Here is an 18399-nt window from a genome sequence, read left to right on the forward strand (position 1 = left end):
GGAACCGGAGGATTCGGGCGTGGTGAAAGTCACGGCACCGCCCCAGGACGCGGACACGGTCGACGCCGACACTGACGACGCCGACCGGGCCGCCGCCGACCGGGCCGCGGCCGACCAGACAGCGGCCGAGCTGGCTGAGCTGCGTCGTGCGGTCCGCGGCCGGATCGGCGTCGCGGCCGTGCTGCAGGCACTGGCCGCGGTGCTGTCGATAGCTCCCGCGGTCGTGCTGGTGGAGATCGCGCGGCGGCTGCTGAACGACGAGGGCGCGTCGGTGTGGCCGCTGGCCTGGCTCGCGGCCGGCCTGCTCCTCGCCCGGTTCGCGCTGTACGCGTCGGCGAGCCTGCTCAGCCATCTCGCCGACGCCGACCTCGCGTACCTGCTGCGCCGCCGGATGACCGAGCACGTCAGCGCCCTGCCGCTGAGCTGGTTCGCGGGCGGGGTGTCGGCTCGGGTGCGCTCGACGGTGCAGGACGACGTGGGCTCGTTGCATCACGCGGTTGCCCACGCCCGCGCCGACCTGGCCTCGGCGGTGGCCGGCCCGACCGTCGTGATCATCTACCTGCTCTGGGTCGACTGGACACTCGCACTGGTCACGGTCGCGCTCATCGCGGTGGCCCAGACCATCCGCTCACGGCTCGCGGTGCGCGCGACCGACCAGGTGAACCGCATCGCGGCAGCCAACAGCGAGCTGACCGCGGCCGTGCTGGAGACGGTGCGCGGCATCAGCGTCGTCAAGGCCTTCGCCGCCGACCAGAGCTCCCGCCGGTTCACGGCGGCCGCGGCCGAGCACGCCGACGCCGACGAGCAGGCCCAGCGCATCTTCCTCCGGCCGCGCGGCGTCGCGCGGGCCACGGTTGCCCCCGCGACGGTGGTGTTCGTGGTCACCGCCGTCGGGACCGGCCTGGTCGCCGCCGGCTGGACCGACCCGGTGGACCTGGTGGCCTTCATCCTCCTCGGCGTCGGCCTGTTCGAGCAGATCACCCCCATCTACCTGGCCCAGGACCTGCGGGAACGCGCTCAGGACGCGGCCGGGCGGATCAGCGGCCTGCTGCGCGAGCCCCGGCAGCCGGAGGTCGACCCCACCCGGGCCCGCACCGTGGGCATCCCGCCGACCGTCGAGCTCGACGACGTCCACTTCGCCTACCCGGACGGTCGCGAGGTCCTGCACGGCGTGAGCGCGACGCTGCGCCCCGGGACCGTGACCGCGCTGGTCGGCTCCTCCGGGGCGGGCAAGTCGACGCTGGCGATGCTGATGGCCCGGTTCGCCGACGTCACCGCCGGCACGATCCGCCTCGGTGGCGCCGACCTGCGCGACATCGACCGCGACGAGCTCTACCGCCACATCGGATTCCTGCTGCAGGACGTCGTGCTGCTGCGCCGGACGATCCGGGACAACATCGCCCTCGCGGTCCCGGACGCGTCCGACGAGGCGGTCCGCGCCGCCGCCCGCGCGGCCGCCGTCGACGACCGCATCCTCGCCCTGCCGCGGGGCTACGACTCGGTCGTCGGCGAGGACGCGCACCTGTCCGGCGGTGAGGCACAGCGGATCGCGATCGCCCGAACCCTGCTGGCGCGGACGCCGATCGTGCTCCTCGACGAGGCCACCGCGTTCGCCGACCCCGACTCCGAGGCCGCCATCCAGGACGCGCTGGCCGAACTGGCCGCCGGCCGGACACTGCTCGTGATCGCGCACCGCCTGTACACGGTCACCGCCGCCGACCAGATCCTCGTCCTCGACGACGGACGGATCGTCGAGCGCGGCCGGCACGACGACCTGCTCGCCGCGGGCGGGCGCTACGCCCAGCTCTGGCGGGCGCAGCAGAGCGATCGGGAAGGACGAGCTTGACATCCTCGACGAACACGTCGGGTACGGCGGGTACGGCCAGCGTCGCGGGCAGCCTGCGCGGCCTCGTCCCAGCCGGCCAGCACCGGCCGCTGGGGTGGTACCTCGCGTCGGTGGCCGGCTACGCCGTCAGCGAGGGAGTGGCCTTCGGCGTGCTGTTCCCACTGCTGACCGCCCTGTTCGACGGCGACACCACCACGGCGGCATGGTGGCTGCTCCCCCTCACCGCCGCGGCGGTCGCCGGGTGGTTCGCGCACTACTACCTGGGATCACGGGCGCTGCGGCTGTCCTCGGTCTGGCGCCGAGACCTCTACAACCGGCTCGGCGCCAAGCTGGTGACGCTGCCGCTGGGCTGGTTCGACGGGGCTCGGGGAGGCGAGGTCCCGCAGCTGGTCATCGGTGACGTGGCCAGGGTCTCCTCCACCGTGTTCCTCGCGCAGGCCCTGATCAGTGTGGTCGCGACCCCCACGACGATCGCCGTGTTCCTGCTCGGCTTCGACTGGCGGATCGGACTCACCGCGCTGATCGCCGTCCCGGTCGTGCTGGTCGCGCTCTCGGTCAGCCGCCGGCTCACCGAACGCTCCGAAGCGGCCGAGAACGCCGCCACCACCGAGGCCGGCAGCCGGCTCGTCGAGTTCGCCGGGGCCCAGCCGACGCTGCGGGCCACCGGCCAGACCGCCGCCGGCCGCGCCGCGCTGGACAACGCCTTGGCCGACCAGCACCGCGTCTCCCGGCGCAAGATCGTCCGCTCGCTGCCCGGCGAGTACATCGGGGAGATCGGCCTCCAGCTGGCGCTCACCGCCCTGTTCCTCGTCGGGCTCGCGCTCACCACGCAGGACGGCCTCGAACCGGGCCGGATGATCGCCCTGGTCGTGCTCGGCATCAGTCTGCTGCGCCCACTCGACGCCCTGGTCGGCCTCGGCGGCATCCTGCAGAGCTGCGCGGCCTCCGCCCGGCGGATCGCCGAGCTCCTGGCGGTCGAGCCGCTCCCCGAGCCCGCGGACGGCAAGCAGATCGGCCACGCCGGGATCGAGCTGACCGACGTCCGCTTCTCCTATCCCGACGGGCCCGAGGTCCTGACCGGGCTGAACCTCACCGTCCCGGCCGGGCGGACCACCGCGCTCGTCGGCRCCTCCGGCGGCGGGAAGACGACGGTCACGAAGCTGATCGCCCGTTTCCACGACGTCGACTCCGGGTCGGTGCGCGTGGGCGGCGTGGACGTCCGCGACGTCACCGGCCGCGAGCTGTTCGGGCACATCGCGCTGGTGTTCCAGGATGTCTACCTGCTCGACACCACCATCGAGGAGAACATCCGGTTCGGTAACCCCGGTGCGACCGGGGAGCAGGTCCGTGACGCGGCGCGGCGCGCCCAGGTCGACTCGATCGTCGCCCGGCTCCCGAACGGCTGGGCCAGCCATGTCGGTGAGGGCGGTCGGCTGCTGTCGGGCGGCGAGCGCCAGCGCGTGGCCATCGCCCGCGCCCTGTGCAAAGACGCGCCCATCGTCCTGCTCGACGAGGCCACGGCATCCCTCGACACGGAGAACGAGGCGGCCGTGCACGACGCCATCGCCGAGCTCGCCACCGACCGCACCGTCCTGGTCATCGCGCACCGGCTCGACACGATCATCCGTGCCGACCAGATCGCCGTCCTGGACGGCGGCCGGATCGTCGAGTGCGGGACGCACCCGGAGCTCGTCGCACAGGATGGCCGGTACGCCGCCTTCTGGCGCGAACGCGAACGCGCCCGCGGATGGCGGCTGACAACCGGCGCCCGGACCGGCACCGCTGGAGATCGGGGCTGACCTCCGCCGGCATCCCCGGCACAGCCCTCGCCGTCAGCGGGTGGCGGACGTCGCCACACCGGGGCCGCTGCGCGTCGGGCGGGTCAGCCTGGGATCGACGCGGCGCACCATGGCCGCGGTCAGGGCGAGGGTGGYGCAGGCCAGGATGACGCCGAAGCCGATGTCGAAGGTCCAGATGTGCTGGTTGTGCTCCCACAACGGGTCCGCCGGGTCGGTGCGCAGCCCCTCGTAGCCCAGCTTCGAGACCTCGTTGATGTCCGCGGTGGACGCAAGCGCCGCGTAGCCCCACCGCGCCGGCGCGATCCAGGAGATCTGCGCCACCCAGGTCCGGCCGGACAGCGACACCAGACCACCGGAGAGCATGAGCTGGGCCATCGTCACCAGCACCAGGACGGGCATCGTCTTGTCCGCGGTGTCGACGATCGTCGACACCAGCAGACCGATCACCATCGACGCGTTCGCGGTGACGATCATCGCGATGAGGATCTCGACCAGCGGGGAGCCCAACACGACGGCGTCCGTCGGCGCCCGGCCCACCAGGCCGATGAAGGTGCAGACCACGCACTGCACGGTGGTGATCCCGGTCAGCACCACCGTCTTCGAACCGAGATAGGCGGCCCGGGAAAGCCCGATGGTCCGTTCCCGCCGGTAGATGTCACGTTCCTTGACGATCTCCCGGACGGAGTTCGCCATCCCCATGAAACAGCCGCAGAGGATCAGCACGACGAGCACCTTCGGCGCGTTGGGGTTCGGTGCGTCCGGCAGGGCACCCAGCCCGTCCGGCGCGGGAATCATTCTGGGAATGAAACCGAGCAGGAACGGGAAAACGATGATCAGCCGCAGGTAGGAATGGTCGGCCCGTATCACCCGAAGGTAGCGGCGGGTGAGAGTGGAAAGCTGGGCGGCGACCGGCCGTTTTCGCACCCTGGGCAGATCCGCCGGCGGCCTGCGGGCCATCGGAGCGACCACCGCCGACGGCACGAAGTACTCCGACGCCCGGAACCGGGCGGCGGCCCCCGCCCCGGAGGAGTGCTCCAGCGTGCGGAACACCGACGCGAACTCGCGGAAGTCGTTCTTGCCGAAGAAGTGCAGCGCCCCGTCGACCGGGCCGAAATAGGCCACATGCCCACCCGGCGCCAGGACGAGAACGTAGTCACAGAGATCCAGAAAAAGCACGCTGTGGGTGACCACGATGACCGTGCGGCCGTTCTCGTCCGGCGAGTCCGTGCCCACGCCCGCGTCCGTACTCGCCCCCGCCCCGTTGGCGAGGCCGCGCAGTGTCTGCATCACGGACTGGTCGTTGGCCGGGTCGAGGCCGGAAGTCGGTTCGTCCAGGAACAGCAGCGACGGGCAGGTGAGCAGCTCCAGCGCCACCGAGGTGCGCTTGCGCTGGCCACCGGAGAGCCGGTGCACCACGGTGTCGGCGTGCGCGGTCAGCCCGAGCTCGTCGAGAACCTCCGCCACCCGGGTGCGCCGCTCGTGCGCGGTGGTGTCCGCGGGGAAGCGCAGCTCGGCCCCGTACTCGAGGGCCTGCCGGACGGTGAGCTGGCCGTGCAGCGGGTCGGCCTGCGGCACGTACCCGATCCGTCGCCGTAGCTCGTCGTAGTCCGCGTACAGGTCCCGGCCCGCGTACCGGACGGTTCCGGCGTCCGCGGGCCGGAACCCGGCCAGCGCGTTGAGCAGCGTCGACTTGCCCGCGCCGCTGGGCCCGACCACGGCGAGCAGCGACCGGGCCGGCAGCCGGAAGGTCACGTTGTGCATCAGCTGCTTGGCGCCGGCGTGCACGGACAGCGCCCGCGCCTCGAAGGCGACGTCGCCGGAGTCGATGTACTCGACGAGGTAGTCGCCCTTGAGCTGGTAGAGGTGGTGGCCGATGGCGATCACGTCGCGCTCGCCGACCGGGGCCGCCGTCACCCTCCGGCCGTTGACGAAGGTCCCGTTCGCCGAACCGAGATCGACGATCCGCACGCCGTCGGCGCGCACCTCCAGCGCCGCGTGGTAGCGCGAGGCGAGCAGGTCCCCGACGGTGATGTCGTTGTCGCTGGAGCGGCCCAGATGCAGCCGCCCCGGACGCAACGTGTGCAGCCGGTGGTGGGCGCCGGCCGGGATGGTGGCGGCACCGGTGGCGGCGGGGAACGGGGCCACGGCGGTGGCAGCCGTGGCGGAGAGCGACACGGTGCCGTTGCCGGAGGTGGCAGCGGTGACCGAGCGCGACGCGGTGCCGTAACGCGACGCGGTGCCGTAACCGGAGGTGGCAGCGTGCCGCCAGCCGGACGCGGTCGGCCTGCCGCCGACCGAGGCGCTGGCCGCGGGGATCATCTGCGGGACAGCCGAGGCCTGGCTGCGACGCCACTGGACGCCCAGCGGCACTGTGTTCTCGTCGCTCGCCCACCGGGGGGCGGGCCACCGCGTGTCCACGCCGGCAGCCACGGAGTCGTGCCGCGCACGCCCGCGCCGGGCCTGGTGTTCATGGTTTCGCTCGTCATGGTTTCGCTCGGCTCGCAGCGCCCGCTGCTCCAGTTTCGCCACATACGCTCGCCCACGCCGCAGCCGGCACCCCAGGAAGGTCGACCCGACACTCCACAGGAGCACCCCGGCGACGGACTGCACCACAGCGTCCGGCCTGGCCAGCGCCGCCGGCAGGATCAGGATGACGGCGCCGGCGGCAGCGGTCCACGCGACCTTCGGCGGCCGGTAGGCCCCGGCGCTGTAGAACGCCACCCAGGCCGCCAGCAACGACGGCCCGTCGCCCGGTGGCCCGGCCAGGAGATTCACGAGGCAGGACCACCCGGCGACGAATCCGAGAACCAGCGGCGGCCAGCGCCGGCGCAGCACCAGAACTGCACAACTAATCGCAGTTGTAACAAGGAAAGTCGCACTCAGTCCGGAACTATCCACCGGGGCCTGCGTGGCGATGGCCACACCCAGCCCAAAGGCAACGCAGGCGACGGCGATATCGGCTAGATACGTCCGACGCCGCGACTCCTCCCGACCGACATTTCGGAACCCCGCCAGCCATCCGGACACGGCATCACCGTACATAGCCGACGCCGATATCCACCGCACCGAAACCCGAAAGTGCCACCGGCTACCGCATCTGCAGTAGCCGGTGTACGGCGAATCCGCCGCCTCCCCTCGACGCGGGATCTCGTGGGATGACCGGACATCGCACCGGCCGGAACGTCCGGCCGGGACGCCATGGACGCCACGGACGCCGACAGCACCACCAGCCGGACCGAGCCCGCGAAGCCCACACGGATCAGGAACGACCGGGAACCGAAGCCACCTCCAGCTGCCGGTGACAGGCCTGCCGAACAATGCTCCGAAGCTCCTGCACCGGCCGCCCCCAGCCAGCATCCCATTCATCCGCAAGGTGAAACAACGAACCGAGCGGAAGATTCATCACTGATTCGTCGAAGTAGTGGTCACCGGCTATCTCATGAACCCTGTCGACGACCCATCGCTCGGTCGCGCGCCCCGAAAGGAGCAGTTCGGCCACATTGGTGAAAGCCATCAGCGCAGCTGCCCGCAGGTGGTCTCGCTCCACCGCCGCGACGTCAACCTCCAGCGGGCCGCATTCCCGCAGAGCCGCCTCGATCAGATCACGGACCGCGGCCGGATCCCTGCCGTCGAGGCCGGCGAGCTCGACCAGCGCCGCACCGTCATAACCACGCGCGATCCAGTGCGCCGCCCAGCCTGGAACCCGCTCCGTCGGAAGCATTCGCAGTACCAGCCACGCCGCGACCAGGCCCGGCGCGGGAACGCCGTCATCCGGTTCGGTCGGTGGGTCACCGGCGTTCGTCATCTCCGGCCGCATCTCCTCGTTCTAACACCGGTCGGCCGCCGGCTGGGCGACACGGACGAATCAGACCCGCGGGCCGGCGTTCAGCCGGCCAGCCGGCCGTTGACCGCGGCGATGACGGCGTTGACCGACGCGGTGAGCGCGGAGGTGTCCTGGCCGACGCCCCAGCGTTCCGTACCGCTGAGGCCGATCTCGATGTAGGCCGTCGCGAGGCTGGCGCCGCCACGGTCCATGGCGTGCTCGCTGAAGGCGACGACCTCCGCCTCGACGCCGATCCCGGCGAGCAGCGCTGTCAGCGCCGCCAGCGGTCCGTTCCCGATCCCCCGGCGAGGCGTCCGCGCCTCGCCCCCGGGCGTCGCCAGCTCGGCGACGAACTCGTGCTCACCCGGCGCGGTCTCGGCGGTCCGCCAGCTGGACAGCAGGATCGGCCCGTGGTGCACCGGTGCCAGATAGCGGGCCTGGAACATCTCCCAGAGCTCCTTGGCCACGAGCTCGCGTCCGTCGCGGTCAGCGGCTTCCTGCGCGACCCGGGAGAAGTCGGCCCGCAGGCCCCTGGGGAGCTCCAGGCCGTAGTGAAGGTTCAGCAGATGCGCGATCCCGCCCTTGCCGGACTGGCTGTTCACCCGGATCAACGCCTCGTAGCTGCGCCCGACGTCCGCCGGGTCGATCGGCAGGTACGGAACAGCCCACGGGGCTCGCCCCTCTGGCACCGACCGTGCCGCGGCGAGGGCGGCATGATGTGCCAGTCCCTTGCTGATCGCGTCCTGGTGGGTGCCGGAGAAGGCGGTGTAGGCCAGCTCGCCCCCGTAGGGGTGCCGGGGATGGACCGGCATCCGGTTGCAGTGCTCGACGGTCTCCCGGACGACGTCGATGTCCGAGAAGTCGATCATCGGGTTGACGCCCTGGGAGTAGAGGTTGAGCGCGAGGGTGACCAGATCGACGTTGCCGGTGCGTTCGCCGTTGCCGAACAGGCAGCCCTCGACCCGCTGCGCGCCGGCGAGCAGCGCCAGCTCCGCACATGCGACCCCGGTGCCGCGGTCGTTGTGCGGGTGGAYGGACAGGATCACCGACTCCCGCCGCGCCAGGTGGCGGTCCATGTACTCGATCTGATCGGCGTAGACGTTCGGGGTGGAGATCTCGACCGTCGCCGGCAGGTTGTGGATGACCGGTCGCTGCGGGCAGGCGTCCCACAGCTCGCTGAGGCTGTTGCAGATCTCCAGCGCGAAGTCGGGTTCGGTCGCGTTGAAGACCTCGGGTGAGAACTGGAAGCGGACGTCGGGAAAGCGCGGGGACGCGGCGAGTCGCGCCATCTGCTCCGCGGCGTCGCGTGCCAGCGCCAGCAGTTCCGCACGGTCATGGCCCAGGACGACCTGCCGCCAGACCGGTGCCGTGGCGACATAGAGGTGAACGACGACGCGAGGCATCCCTCCGGCCGCCGGCATCCCGGCGATCGCCTCGAAGGTCCGCTCGATGAGATCTCGCCGCGCCGGGGTGAACACCACCGTTGTCACATCCGGTGGGACGGCATCGTCCTCGACCAGGTGCCGGACGAAGTCGAAGTCCGTCTGGCTGGCGGAGGGGTAGCCGACCTCGATCTCCTTGAAACCCATGGCGACGAGCAGATCGAACATCATCCGCTTGCGCGGTGTGTCCATCGGCTCGCGCAGGGCCTGGTTCCCGTCCCGCAGGTCCACGGACACCCACAGCGGCGCGGTGTCGACGCGGCGCGTCGGCCAGATACGGGTGGAAGGGTCGATGACCGGCAGCTCGACCCGTTCGTGGACGGGCAGGTACCGCTGGTGCGGCATGGAGCTGGGACGCTGCGAGTTCCACGCCGCGGCGCCCGCCGGCAGCGCGCCCCGGGGACGGACAACGGTGGGGAAGCTGACCGCGTCAGCGAGGGCAGCGGAGGCAGGAAAGGCGGTGAATGTCGTGGATGTCGTGGATGCGGTGGATGCGGTGGATGCGGTGGATGCCGACGGGACGGCGGCCGGCGCCGCCGCGGCAGATGGACTGCTCGAATGCTCGGGCATAGGAGGTGATCGGCCCTTCGGGTCTCGGTCGCGCGTGGTCGACCGGCGGCACAGCAACCCCGCGGCGGGGTGCCGGTCGCCTCAGGCCCCGCCGCGGCGGGGAAGAAGCAGCCACACGCCCAGCGTCACGGGCGTACCATACTCCACATCTCAGCTCCTCAGACAACCTGAGAGGTAACCATGGCGCTCGGCGCGTTGCGATCGACGTCGCTGGTCGACCAGGCGACACAGCTCCTGCGTGACCAGATCACCGGCGGCGAGTGGCCGGTCGGAACCCGCCTGCCCGGGGAGAACGCGCTCGCGGCGACGCTGGGTGTGGGCCGCTCCACCGTGCGCGAGGCGCTGCGCGCGCTGGCCGGTGCGGGGCTGGTGGCGTCCCGGCAGGGGTCCGGCGTGTTCGTCATCGCCACCGAACCGGCGCAGGACTGGAAGGACGTGCTTCGCCGCGCCGCGGTGGGCGACGTCTACGAGGTCCGGATGTTCCTGGAGGTGCAGGCCGTGCGGCTGGCCGCGCAGCGGCGCACCGAGGTGGAGATCGCCGCCATGCGCGGCGCCCTCGATCGGCGGCGGGCCGCAGCCGGCGGTGGCGACGAGATGTTCGTCGACGCCGACATCGCCCTGCACGCCGCCGTTGTCGCGGCCGCGCACAATCCGGTGCTCGACAGCCTGTTCACCGAGTTCCTGCCCGTGCTGCGCCAGGGGCTCATCGAGCTGGTCGACCTGCTCGGCCTGCGAGCCGGCGACCACAACCACGGTGACGCCGCGCACGCCGCCCTCGTCGAAGCTGTGGCCGCCGGCGACGGTGCGCGCGCCAGCGAGATCCTGCAGGCCGAACTCGACCAGACGCTGGCCCTGCTCCGGGCTCCAACCCTCTGAATCCGGACGAAGCCGCATGATCTTCCTCACGGACGGCGCGGCAGCTTCCAGGAGGTGTTCCACCTCCATCTGCACGTGTTCCCATGGTTCGCTGGAGACAGCTTCCGTATCGACGCCGTGTGGCGCGAACGCGAGCGCGGCGACCTCGACGTGCGGCCGAAGCCGTGCGGCTGGGCCTCGCCAGGCTCGACACGCCCGGGTGACGCGGACGGAGCAGATCCAGCGGGACACGACCGCGCCAGAACCCGTCATCCGATCCGAGGACTGGGCGTCGCAGCCGCCGCCTTGCCAGCGGCTCAGGTCTGGTGAAGCGCGACCGTGAGACCGATGTGGGCGACCTGCAGCCACATCGGCACGAATCGTTACATGGCGGGCGCCGTGACCATTACGCCGACAGCTCCGCCAGTCACCGCAACCGCCAGCAGGGCGAGGGCAAGCAGGAGAATCGCGCTCAGGGCCGCCAGACGTGCGGGCGGCCCCCGCACCCCCAACCGGTCCCCTGGTTGATTGACATCTCCGGAAATCGGATCAGATCGCGAATGGCCGTTCATAGGCGAGCGCCGGACCACCGGCTCCGTACGTCACCAGGGTCGGAACCGCTCCGTTGTGGCTACCGAGCTGCTTCAAACGGGCAATGAGCTGCTCACCATCGCCATCGTACCCGCCGTCCCGCCACACCGTCATGAGATTCGACGTGAACTCACTGAGTACGCTGCCGGCCAGCGTGGTCTGCGAATCAAGGCAGGCTGCGAAACTGACCACCCTGGCTTCGACAACCGTCATTTCTTTGGGACCAACCACGTTGCGTACCGTGTCATAAATTTCCTTGCTTCCTCCCCTGTAAGGAGAATCCCAGGGAAGGAGCATCTTACTCTGCCCCGACGCCGCTTCAGCTTCGAGGTCGGCGAACAGCGCGACGATCTCCTTCGACTGGACACTAAGATCCCGCGGAGCAACGGGCCTGAGATCGTCAGTGTTCAGCTCGTCGGCGAGTGCGGCGGCGAGCTGGTCATTGGTCAGCGGCTCGCCGCTGCGGACCTCGGGAGCTTCATCATTGTGAATCTGCTGCCTGGTGACCGGCACGGTGGCGAGGTCGACGTCGACCTGTTTGAGGGAACCTTCCAGCGCTTTGATCCTGATATCTGCGATCGCTTTGCGGGTGACCCCGACGAGCTGCTTTCCCTTCGCCACTGTCGCACTGTGGCAGCTGTCGAAGAGCAGGAACACCCGGACACCCGCCCGGAACTCGCCGAGAAGCAGGTGCAGCTCGTCGTCGACGAGCATTCTGTCGTACATACACAGGGTTTCATCCATACCGTCCGGTTCATCATCGGAGCTGGTATTGGGAATCTRTCCACCATGCCCGGAGAACGAGAACAGGAACACATCGCCCGCAAAAAGCGCGTCGGCCGCCGCCCGGATTCCTGCGGTCACATTGGCTACGGTCGCGTCCTCGTCCGCGAGCAGGGATCCAGTGTAGCCGAGGCGCTCGGCGAGCTTGAGCACCGCCTTGGCATCGTTGACACAGGATGCCAGCTCCGCTACCCCGTCTCCGTAATGGCCAGCGTCCAGCCTGTTGACACCGACATGCAGACTTATTCCGCTCGGCGTCCGGACAACGTCGCCCGAGTAGATGACATCGAGCTGGGTTATCGTTTGCCGCCCAACAAATCCGTCGGCATACAATCCATAGTCTCGTTGGAATGCCTCGACTGCAGCAGCGGTACGAGATCCGTACATGYCGTCAACCTGAACTTGCAACAAATATGCCTCGTTGAGATCGGCGAGCGCGCTCTGAATGGCACGGACAGCGCCCCGATGGGACTCACGCAAGCCGATCGGGCGCGTATTGGAATTTGCCGCCTCGAGCCGCTGAAGAGTACCTGATGTCGTTCTGGTCGTGAACCGCCTCGCTGTCAGCACTGTGTTCCACCTCGCCTTGGCATGCATGGAAACATTCTGGTTCTGTTACCACTCGTACTGCTCATTTGGGTGCGGAGAGCTGGGCACAGCTATACAGCCGAACCCGACAATGTTGGCGCCACCTGCGATGTCGATCGCAGGGGGTGCTTCCTGAGCCGGCCTGCCCTCGTCGCCGGTGGCAGGCCGTTCGGCCCGCGCGATGGCGAGCCGCGCCAACCATTCCGACCGGTCCAACGGGACACGGAACCGTTGGACCAGCTCAGGATCACGTGTGCGTAGCACGGCCCCGCTGAACGGGAGCACCTGCGCCACAGCGGGAAGCGAAGCCCGACCGACAACGACCCCGCCGCCGTTACCAGCGCCGAGCGGCGCGTCAGCTGGTCTGACGGTCGGTCGAGCGACCGCGGTTCTTCCTGCCCCGTTGGACGCGACCGGATCGAACCAGCTCAAACGGGATCTGCTGTCGCGGAATGATAGTTTGCTCGTCCCGGGTGGCCATCTGGGGCGAGGTCGCGGCGTGGCATTGAATCCAACTATTGATGCGGCATACATTGTCTGCACGTACGCTGGGATATCACCGTTTACCCCGTCGCCGCCTGAGACCATCTCCTCGTCCGGGAGCCTCCAGTCATCGCGGGAGAGTAGTTGCATGACCGGCCATGGGCGCAGCGTCTCGATCGCGGCATATGCGAACCGAAGTTTCCCGGCGCTAGCAGAGCCGAATGTCACGGGCGCGGCCGGGAAGGTCTGCGCCGCACATTCACTGAGCTCGGCGAAAGCGACCTCGACGATGGTCCACGTGGCGCTGTCTGCCGCAGACAGCGGATAGAATGAGGTGGGCGCGTAGCTGAGGTCCCCAGCACTTAGCAGCATCGTCTCATCGAGCTGCGCACGGCATGACATTGCGTCGACCACCGAGGACCGTGAGGACAGCCTCGACACGTCGGCGATCGCCTGTTCGACTTCGCTCTTGAACCCGAGCACAATCCAATCGGTGAGCGCGGCCTGCAGCACTTCCACCGCCGCGCCGCTGTTCTGCAGATCCTGAACCACGGATCGCATTTCGAGGTAGTAGGTGAACCGCGACGACGGACGACGACCATTCGCGCCGTCGTCGACATAGAGAACCTTCTGGGCCGCGTCAAGCGCGGCGGCTTCGGCATCGGTCAGCGCCCGCGCGGCGAAGACCATCCGATCGATCACACCGAGAACCCGCTCCCACAACGGCGCGCTCGGCCCGAACGGTTCGGCGATCTTACCCTTCCGTGGCACGAGGTTCGCCATCCGGGCCAACTCCGCCTCGCGGAAGGCATCCTGTGATACAGCAAGAGGAAGAATCGCAGCAGGACTGAACTGGACAGGGGTCGCCGGCACTACAGCAAATCCGTCGTAGGAACGTTGCCGATCAATCCATGCGGCGATTYCCACGTGAATGCCAATCGGCTCCATCCTACTCGCCCACCCACTTCTTGATGTCAGGCGACGGGGAGGCAGCCTTCGGGATCTTCGTACTGAGAAATGCCACAAGCTGGATCCCGTGCATTGTCACCGACGATCTGTCGAGAGAGAACGCCCTATCCCGGGAACTGTTGGTCTGCGAGTACCTTCCGCCGATACAGAACGGTCCTATACCAATTACCGCGCCGGCATCCACGCGGTCGGCGTGACGTCTGACGTGGTCGGCGACCTCGGCACTGTGGACTGTGACGTCGCGGGCGAACAACGCAGCGGTCGGAAATGCGATCATCGCGCCCGACGGATGCTCCGCACCGTCGGAGTGCAGGGGCGGGTAGCCGAGTTGCTCGAATCCGGGCTTGGGCCGCCATCCTCTCGCCCAGAACCAGTTGGCATTGAACGCCGGCCGCACGATCTGAACCTGCGTATAGTCGAACTTTATCCCAAAGGACTTGCCGGTCAGATCAAATGAGAAGTTTTCCGTTCCCCCGCCGGCGGCCGCACCCACATTGAAGATCCCGAGCGAGAACCCGACCGTTCCACTGCCCTGCCTGGTCGAGGATGTCATTCTGCTGTGCGTTTCGAGGTGCATCTCCTCGTAGGTCGACCAGTTCGGATTTCGAGCGAAGCTGCCCGGTACGACCGTCGCGGGAAAGAAAGGATATCCGAAGGCGCCGTTGACGTTGTTGTCGATGTCGTCGATGTCGCTCTTAAGTTTCTCCCACCACAGCACCATCGAGGTGCCCAGGATGTGGTCGATCGTCGCCTGGGCCGTCTCGACGTCGTTCTTGTAGCCGCGGCCAACCCAGTCCAGCAACGCCTGCCTCGCGCGGGACCGGTAAACCCCACCGCTACGGTTCCATTCGATTCGGTCGGCAGCGCTGCCGGTCTGCGAGCGGGCAAGGCGGGCGGCATAGTCGATCACGGAATTCTCGTACTTGGTTCGGTACTCGTCGTAGGCGAGCATGACCTTCGATGGACGGATCTCCTGCTTCTTCTCTCCCGTCAGGAAATCGTCGACCTCAACCTGCTCCTGCAGAAGGCTCCGCATCCTCTCGATGATTTTCTTCTCATTGGCGGTCAGCTCATCGTCGGCGACCTCACAGTTCCTCAATGTGTCCGCATACGTCTGCGACAGCGTCCGACCGGCCTGCGCATACACGATCTGCGTGTGCTTGAACTTGGCGCCCGGGTCACGCTCCTGTCGCCACCGGGACTGCTCGGGGCTCGGGCTCTCCAAAGGGATGAAGTCGACGATTCGGGACCAGTTCTCCCAGGTACCGAGCAGATGGCTCTGGTACATGGCCTTGGCGGCTTCGACTGCCTGGGCCCGGTCCATACCGTGGTCATCGCCCATGATGGTCTCAACCAGTGACTTGAAGAACGCCAGCGTCAACGGAGAGGGGCCGGCGAAGGGCCCAGCTATTGCGAAGTCGAACTCGGACTCATGAAATACCATCGCCGGCATCAACCAGTTTATTATTGTATCCTTTGGAACTGGAAGCTCGGCATCACCTCCAGTTAAACCCGCATACAGCTCGTCGATGACTATGGCCATCAGTTCATCCAACTTCACGTGCTTGCACCTTCCTGGGAGAATTTTTCGGACGCGTGACACCGCGCGGTGGCGAACTTGACGAGGAGCCGGGGATTGGATGATCTCGACGACACGGTTGCAGTGGACCAGATAAATGCACCAGACCAGCACGGCACGCACTCATTGCCGGTCGCCATCAGTGAGAGAATATGTCATTGACGAGAATTCATCGACGATTCGCGGCAGGCCGGATACCTAGCTTGTTACGACCTCGACGGCAGACAGCCGTGCGCCAGCGATGCCATTATCGCACCCAGAGCAGCGGACCTCAGATGCATTTCGTCGTGATTTAGGAGACGGCCAAGAGGAGAGAGGGACCACTCATTTTGCCTGGGCGCCAGCTTACTGAATTGCCATCTTCCAGCGGAACATCCGTGGCGAGCGTAGCAGCATCCCGCCCACTCGACTCCCGGTTTTTGGATTCTACTCTGGTCGCGATCTTGTAGATGCCGGTATGGTGGGCTCTTGGCCTGCGGGTTTACTGATCGGAGCGGTTTCCCTGCTGTGCCTTCGAGGAGGTACGGCCGCAGCAGAACGTCGGTGTTCTGCTCTGCCGCGCTGCCACAGGGCCGGGGTGCGGGTCAGGCGCCGGTTGAAGCCGGATCAGAGGCAAAGCTGGCGCTTGAGGACCTTGCCCATCGGGTTGCGTGGCAGCTCGTCGATGATCTCCAGGCGCTCGGGGCACTTGTAGCGTGCGAGGCCTTCGGCCTGGCAGTGGGCGCCGAGGTCGGCGAGAGTCACCGCGGCGCCGGGACGCATGACCAGCACGGCGCAGACCCGCTCCCCGGTGCGTTCGTCCGGCACGCCGACGACGGCGGCGTCCGCGACCGCCGGGTGACGCAGCAGCACCTCCTCGACCTCGGAGGCCGAGATGTTCTCCGCGTTGCGGATGATGACGTCCTTGAGCCGGCCCTCGACGCGGACCCGGCCCTCCCCGTCGACCGAGCCGAGGTCACCGGTGCGCAGCCATCCCTCGCCGTCGAAGGCATCGGCGTCCAGCGTGGCGTCGACGTAGCCGAGGAAGCACTGCGGGCCCTTCAGCCGCAGCTCACCGTCGACGACACGGACCCGCACACCGGTCATCGGCCGGCCCACGGTCGAGCCGGCTCCGGAGTCCGACGGCGTCTCGCTGGTCGCCACCGGGAACTCGGTCAGCCCCCAGGAGTTCACCACTCCCGCAACACCGAACACCTCGGCGACCTCCCGGCTCACGGTCTCCGGGGTCGGCGCCCCGCCGCCGACGCAGACCCGCACCGCGGGGAACAACGGCCTGTCGCCGTGCCGGTGCTCGGCCGCCACGTACGCCAGGAAGAACGGTGTGGCGGAGCCGAGGAAGGTCGGCCGGTGGGTGGCCATCCGCCCGGGGGTCGTCGCCGGGTCGAACACGTCGAACAACACCAGCCGGCCCCCGGTGCGCAGCGCCGCCGCGAGCATGGCCACGCCCCCGATGTGGGCGAGCGGCCAGGCGATCGGATACACGTCACCGGCGCCGAAACCCAGCCCGTCCACCACGCCGTTGGACGACGCGATCACCGAGGAGTCGGTGTGCCGCACGCCCTTGGGGTCGGCCACCGTCCCCGACGAGTAGTAGATCCACCTGCACTCCCCGACGCCGACCGGAGGCGCCGAATCCCCGGCAGGGGCGGACGGCACCGGCAGCCCGGGTCGCTCCGGCAGCGTGCCGGGGTCGGCGGCGGGAAGCCGCAGACCACTGCGCGGCGGGCTCTCAAGATCGAGCGAGACCACCTCGACACCGAGGGAACGAGCCATCTCCCCGTGACCGAAGCCCCGCCACCGCTCCGGCACGACGAGCAGGCGGGTGCCGACCTGCCGCGTGATGTACCCGACCTCCCGATGCCGGAACACCGGGATGATCGGATTCTGCACCAGGCCGAGCCGGGCACACGCCACCATCAGCACCGCTGCCTCGAGGGTGGTCGGCAGCTGCCACGAGACGACGTCACCCGGCCGCAGCCCGAGCGCGTACAGACCGGCCGCCACCCGCTCGGCCTCCTCGCGCAGCCCGGCGAACGTCAGTGCCCGACCGTGGTCGTCCGCCAGGATCACCGCCGTGGGCAGGCGAGACGCCGCCTGCTCGACCAGGGACCAGAACGCGGCCGCTGGTGGCAATCCGAGGTGAGGCCCGCTCGACGCGCTCGCCGTGGTCGTCATTTGTCAGGCCCCGACCCCTCCGACAGCAGCAACTCACCCGAAGGGACTGAATCTATCTATACTTTTGGGTGCTGTCGAGCAGATCAGGTGCCACCGTCAGTGCGCCGCCGCGGGACCACCTGAGACCACGCCGATGCCGGCAGCCTGCATCCAAGCACCTCCCGGCGGGCCATCGCCCCGGCCGCAGCGGATCTCGACCGGCCAGGACTGAGGCACCGGTGGCCGACCGGAGATCAGGCGGCTCGACACCTCTCTCCCACCTCCGCCCAGGGCCACCCGAGGGCTTCACTGGAAATATATATAGATTTACCTTACGATGGTCTCGACCTGGGAGTAGCGGGAAGAGGGACGAGTCGTTGACTGACGGACGTGTGTTGATGGAGCGGGAGCCGGAGTCCGGCATCGCCCGCATCACGATCAACAATGCGCAGCGGCGCAACTCCTACGACCCGCCGATGCGCGACCAACTCGCCGCCTACCTCGACGAACTCGCAGACGACGACGACACCAAGGTCGTCCTCCTCCGCGGCACCGGCGGCTACTTCTCCTCCGGCGCCGACATGCGCAACGCCTACGGCTGGTACGGCGAAGGCACCGACCAGACCCCCCACAGCAACGGCGACGGCAGCACCACCGGCAACGGAAACGGAAGAACCACCCGACGACGCCGACCCAGCCAACGCCGCCGCCTCGCCGTCGACCGCCGCACCTTCGCCTTCTACCACGAACTCCTCGGCTACCCCAAAGCCACCATCGCCCAGGTCGAAGGCCTCGCCCTCGGCGGCGGCTTCGAGATCGCCCTCATGGCCGACATCGCCGTCGTCGGCGAAACCACCCGCCTCGGCATGCCCGCCACCCGCTTCCTCGGCCCCGCACTCGGCTCCCTGCACCTGTTC

11 protein-coding genes are annotated in these 18399 nt (G+C 68.6%); 4 read left to right on the forward strand and 7 right to left on the reverse strand.

The annotated features are described in order from the left end of the window. The first annotated feature begins 19 nt into the window (after positions 1-19). Both CcI49_RS06335 and CcI49_RS06340 read left to right on the forward strand, forming a co-directional pair. The gene (locus tag CcI49_RS06335; RefSeq protein WP_076825008.1) at positions 20-1846 is read left to right on the forward strand and encodes an ABC transporter ATP-binding protein; all 1827 of its coding nucleotides are present in this window, start codon (positions 20-22) and stop codon (positions 1844-1846) included. Then, the gene (locus CcI49_RS06340; RefSeq protein ID WP_083749338.1) at positions 1843-3645 is read left to right on the forward strand and encodes an ABC transporter ATP-binding protein; all 1803 of its coding nucleotides are present in this window, start codon (positions 1843-1845) and stop codon (positions 3643-3645) included. Before CcI49_RS06335 ends, CcI49_RS06340 begins: the two co-directional genes overlap by 4 nt. Positions 3646-3678: 33 nt before the next feature. Here CcI49_RS06340 and CcI49_RS06345 read toward each other — a convergent pair whose 3' ends face one another. The 3 genes from CcI49_RS06345 to CcI49_RS06355 all read right to left on the reverse strand — a co-directional run bounded on the left by CcI49_RS06345 (position 3679) and on the right by CcI49_RS06355 (position 9255). Beyond that, the gene (locus CcI49_RS06345; protein WP_241839928.1) at positions 3679-6420 is read right to left on the reverse strand and encodes an ATP-binding cassette domain-containing protein; all 2742 of its coding nucleotides are present in this window, start codon (positions 6418-6420) and stop codon (positions 3679-3681) included. Positions 6421-6904: 484 nt separating this feature from the next. Beyond that, positions 6905-7450 (reverse strand): hypothetical protein, encoded by a 546-nt coding sequence (locus CcI49_RS06350; RefSeq protein WP_076825010.1) that lies wholly within the window; start codon positions 7448-7450, stop codon positions 6905-6907. Positions 7451-7530: 80 nt separating this feature from the next. Then, positions 7531-9255, reverse strand: coding sequence for a 2-isopropylmalate synthase (locus tag CcI49_RS06355; RefSeq protein WP_076825018.1), 1725 nt, complete (start codon positions 9253-9255; stop codon positions 7531-7533). Positions 9256-9660: 405 nt separating this feature from the next. On the opposite strand from CcI49_RS06355, the gene CcI49_RS06360 reads away from it, so the two are divergent. Next, on the forward strand, positions 9661-10356 hold the full coding sequence (locus CcI49_RS06360) for an FCD domain-containing protein (protein ID WP_076824897.1): 696 nt from the start codon (positions 9661-9663) through the stop codon (positions 10354-10356). Between the two features lie 528 nt (positions 10357-10884). Here CcI49_RS06360 and CcI49_RS06370 read toward each other — a convergent pair. From CcI49_RS06370 to CcI49_RS06385, 4 genes are all read right to left on the reverse strand, one after another. Further along, positions 10885-12279 (reverse strand): caspase family protein, encoded by a 1395-nt coding sequence (locus tag CcI49_RS06370; RefSeq protein WP_158230717.1) that lies wholly within the window; start codon positions 12277-12279, stop codon positions 10885-10887. A gap of 45 nt (positions 12280-12324) precedes the next feature. Further along, positions 12325-13563, reverse strand: coding sequence for a hypothetical protein (locus CcI49_RS06375; RefSeq protein ID WP_076824903.1), 1239 nt, complete (start codon positions 13561-13563; stop codon positions 12325-12327). A 166-nt stretch (positions 13564-13729) separates the two neighbouring features. Next, positions 13730-15310, reverse strand: a complete 1581-nt coding sequence (locus tag CcI49_RS06380; protein WP_131831014.1) for a hypothetical protein — start codon at positions 15308-15310, stop codon at positions 13730-13732. A gap of 624 nt (positions 15311-15934) precedes the next feature. After that, the gene (locus tag CcI49_RS06385) at positions 15935-17503 is read right to left on the reverse strand and encodes an AMP-binding protein (protein ID WP_076824908.1); all 1569 of its coding nucleotides are present in this window, start codon (positions 17501-17503) and stop codon (positions 15935-15937) included. Between the two features lie 377 nt (positions 17504-17880). Between CcI49_RS06385 and CcI49_RS06390 the strand changes: the two genes are divergently transcribed. Continuing rightward, on the forward strand, positions 17881-18399 hold a 519-nt coding region (locus CcI49_RS06390; protein ID WP_131831015.1), incomplete at its 3' end, for an enoyl-CoA hydratase/isomerase family protein.

It is taken from the genome of Frankia sp. CcI49, assembly GCF_001983215.1.
Lineage (GTDB): Bacteria > Actinomycetota > Actinomycetes > Frankiales > Frankiaceae > Parafrankia > Parafrankia irregularis.

Excerpts from the sequence above, each read along its gene's own strand:
- CcI49_RS06350 (WP_076825010.1), bottom strand. The coding sequence starts at position 7,450 with ATGACGAACGCCGGTGACCCACCGACCGAACCGGATGACGGCGTTCCC.
- CcI49_RS06360 (WP_076824897.1), top strand. The coding sequence starts at position 9,661 with ATGGCGCTCGGCGCGTTGCGATCGACGTCGCTGGTCGACCAGGCGACA.
- CcI49_RS06375 (WP_076824903.1), bottom strand. The coding sequence starts at position 13,563 with ATGGCGAACCTCGTGCCACGGAAGGGTAAGATCGCCGAACCGTTCGGG.
- CcI49_RS06385 (WP_076824908.1), bottom strand. The coding sequence starts at position 17,503 with ATGACGACCACGGCGAGCGCGTCGAGCGGGCCTCACCTCGGATTGCCA.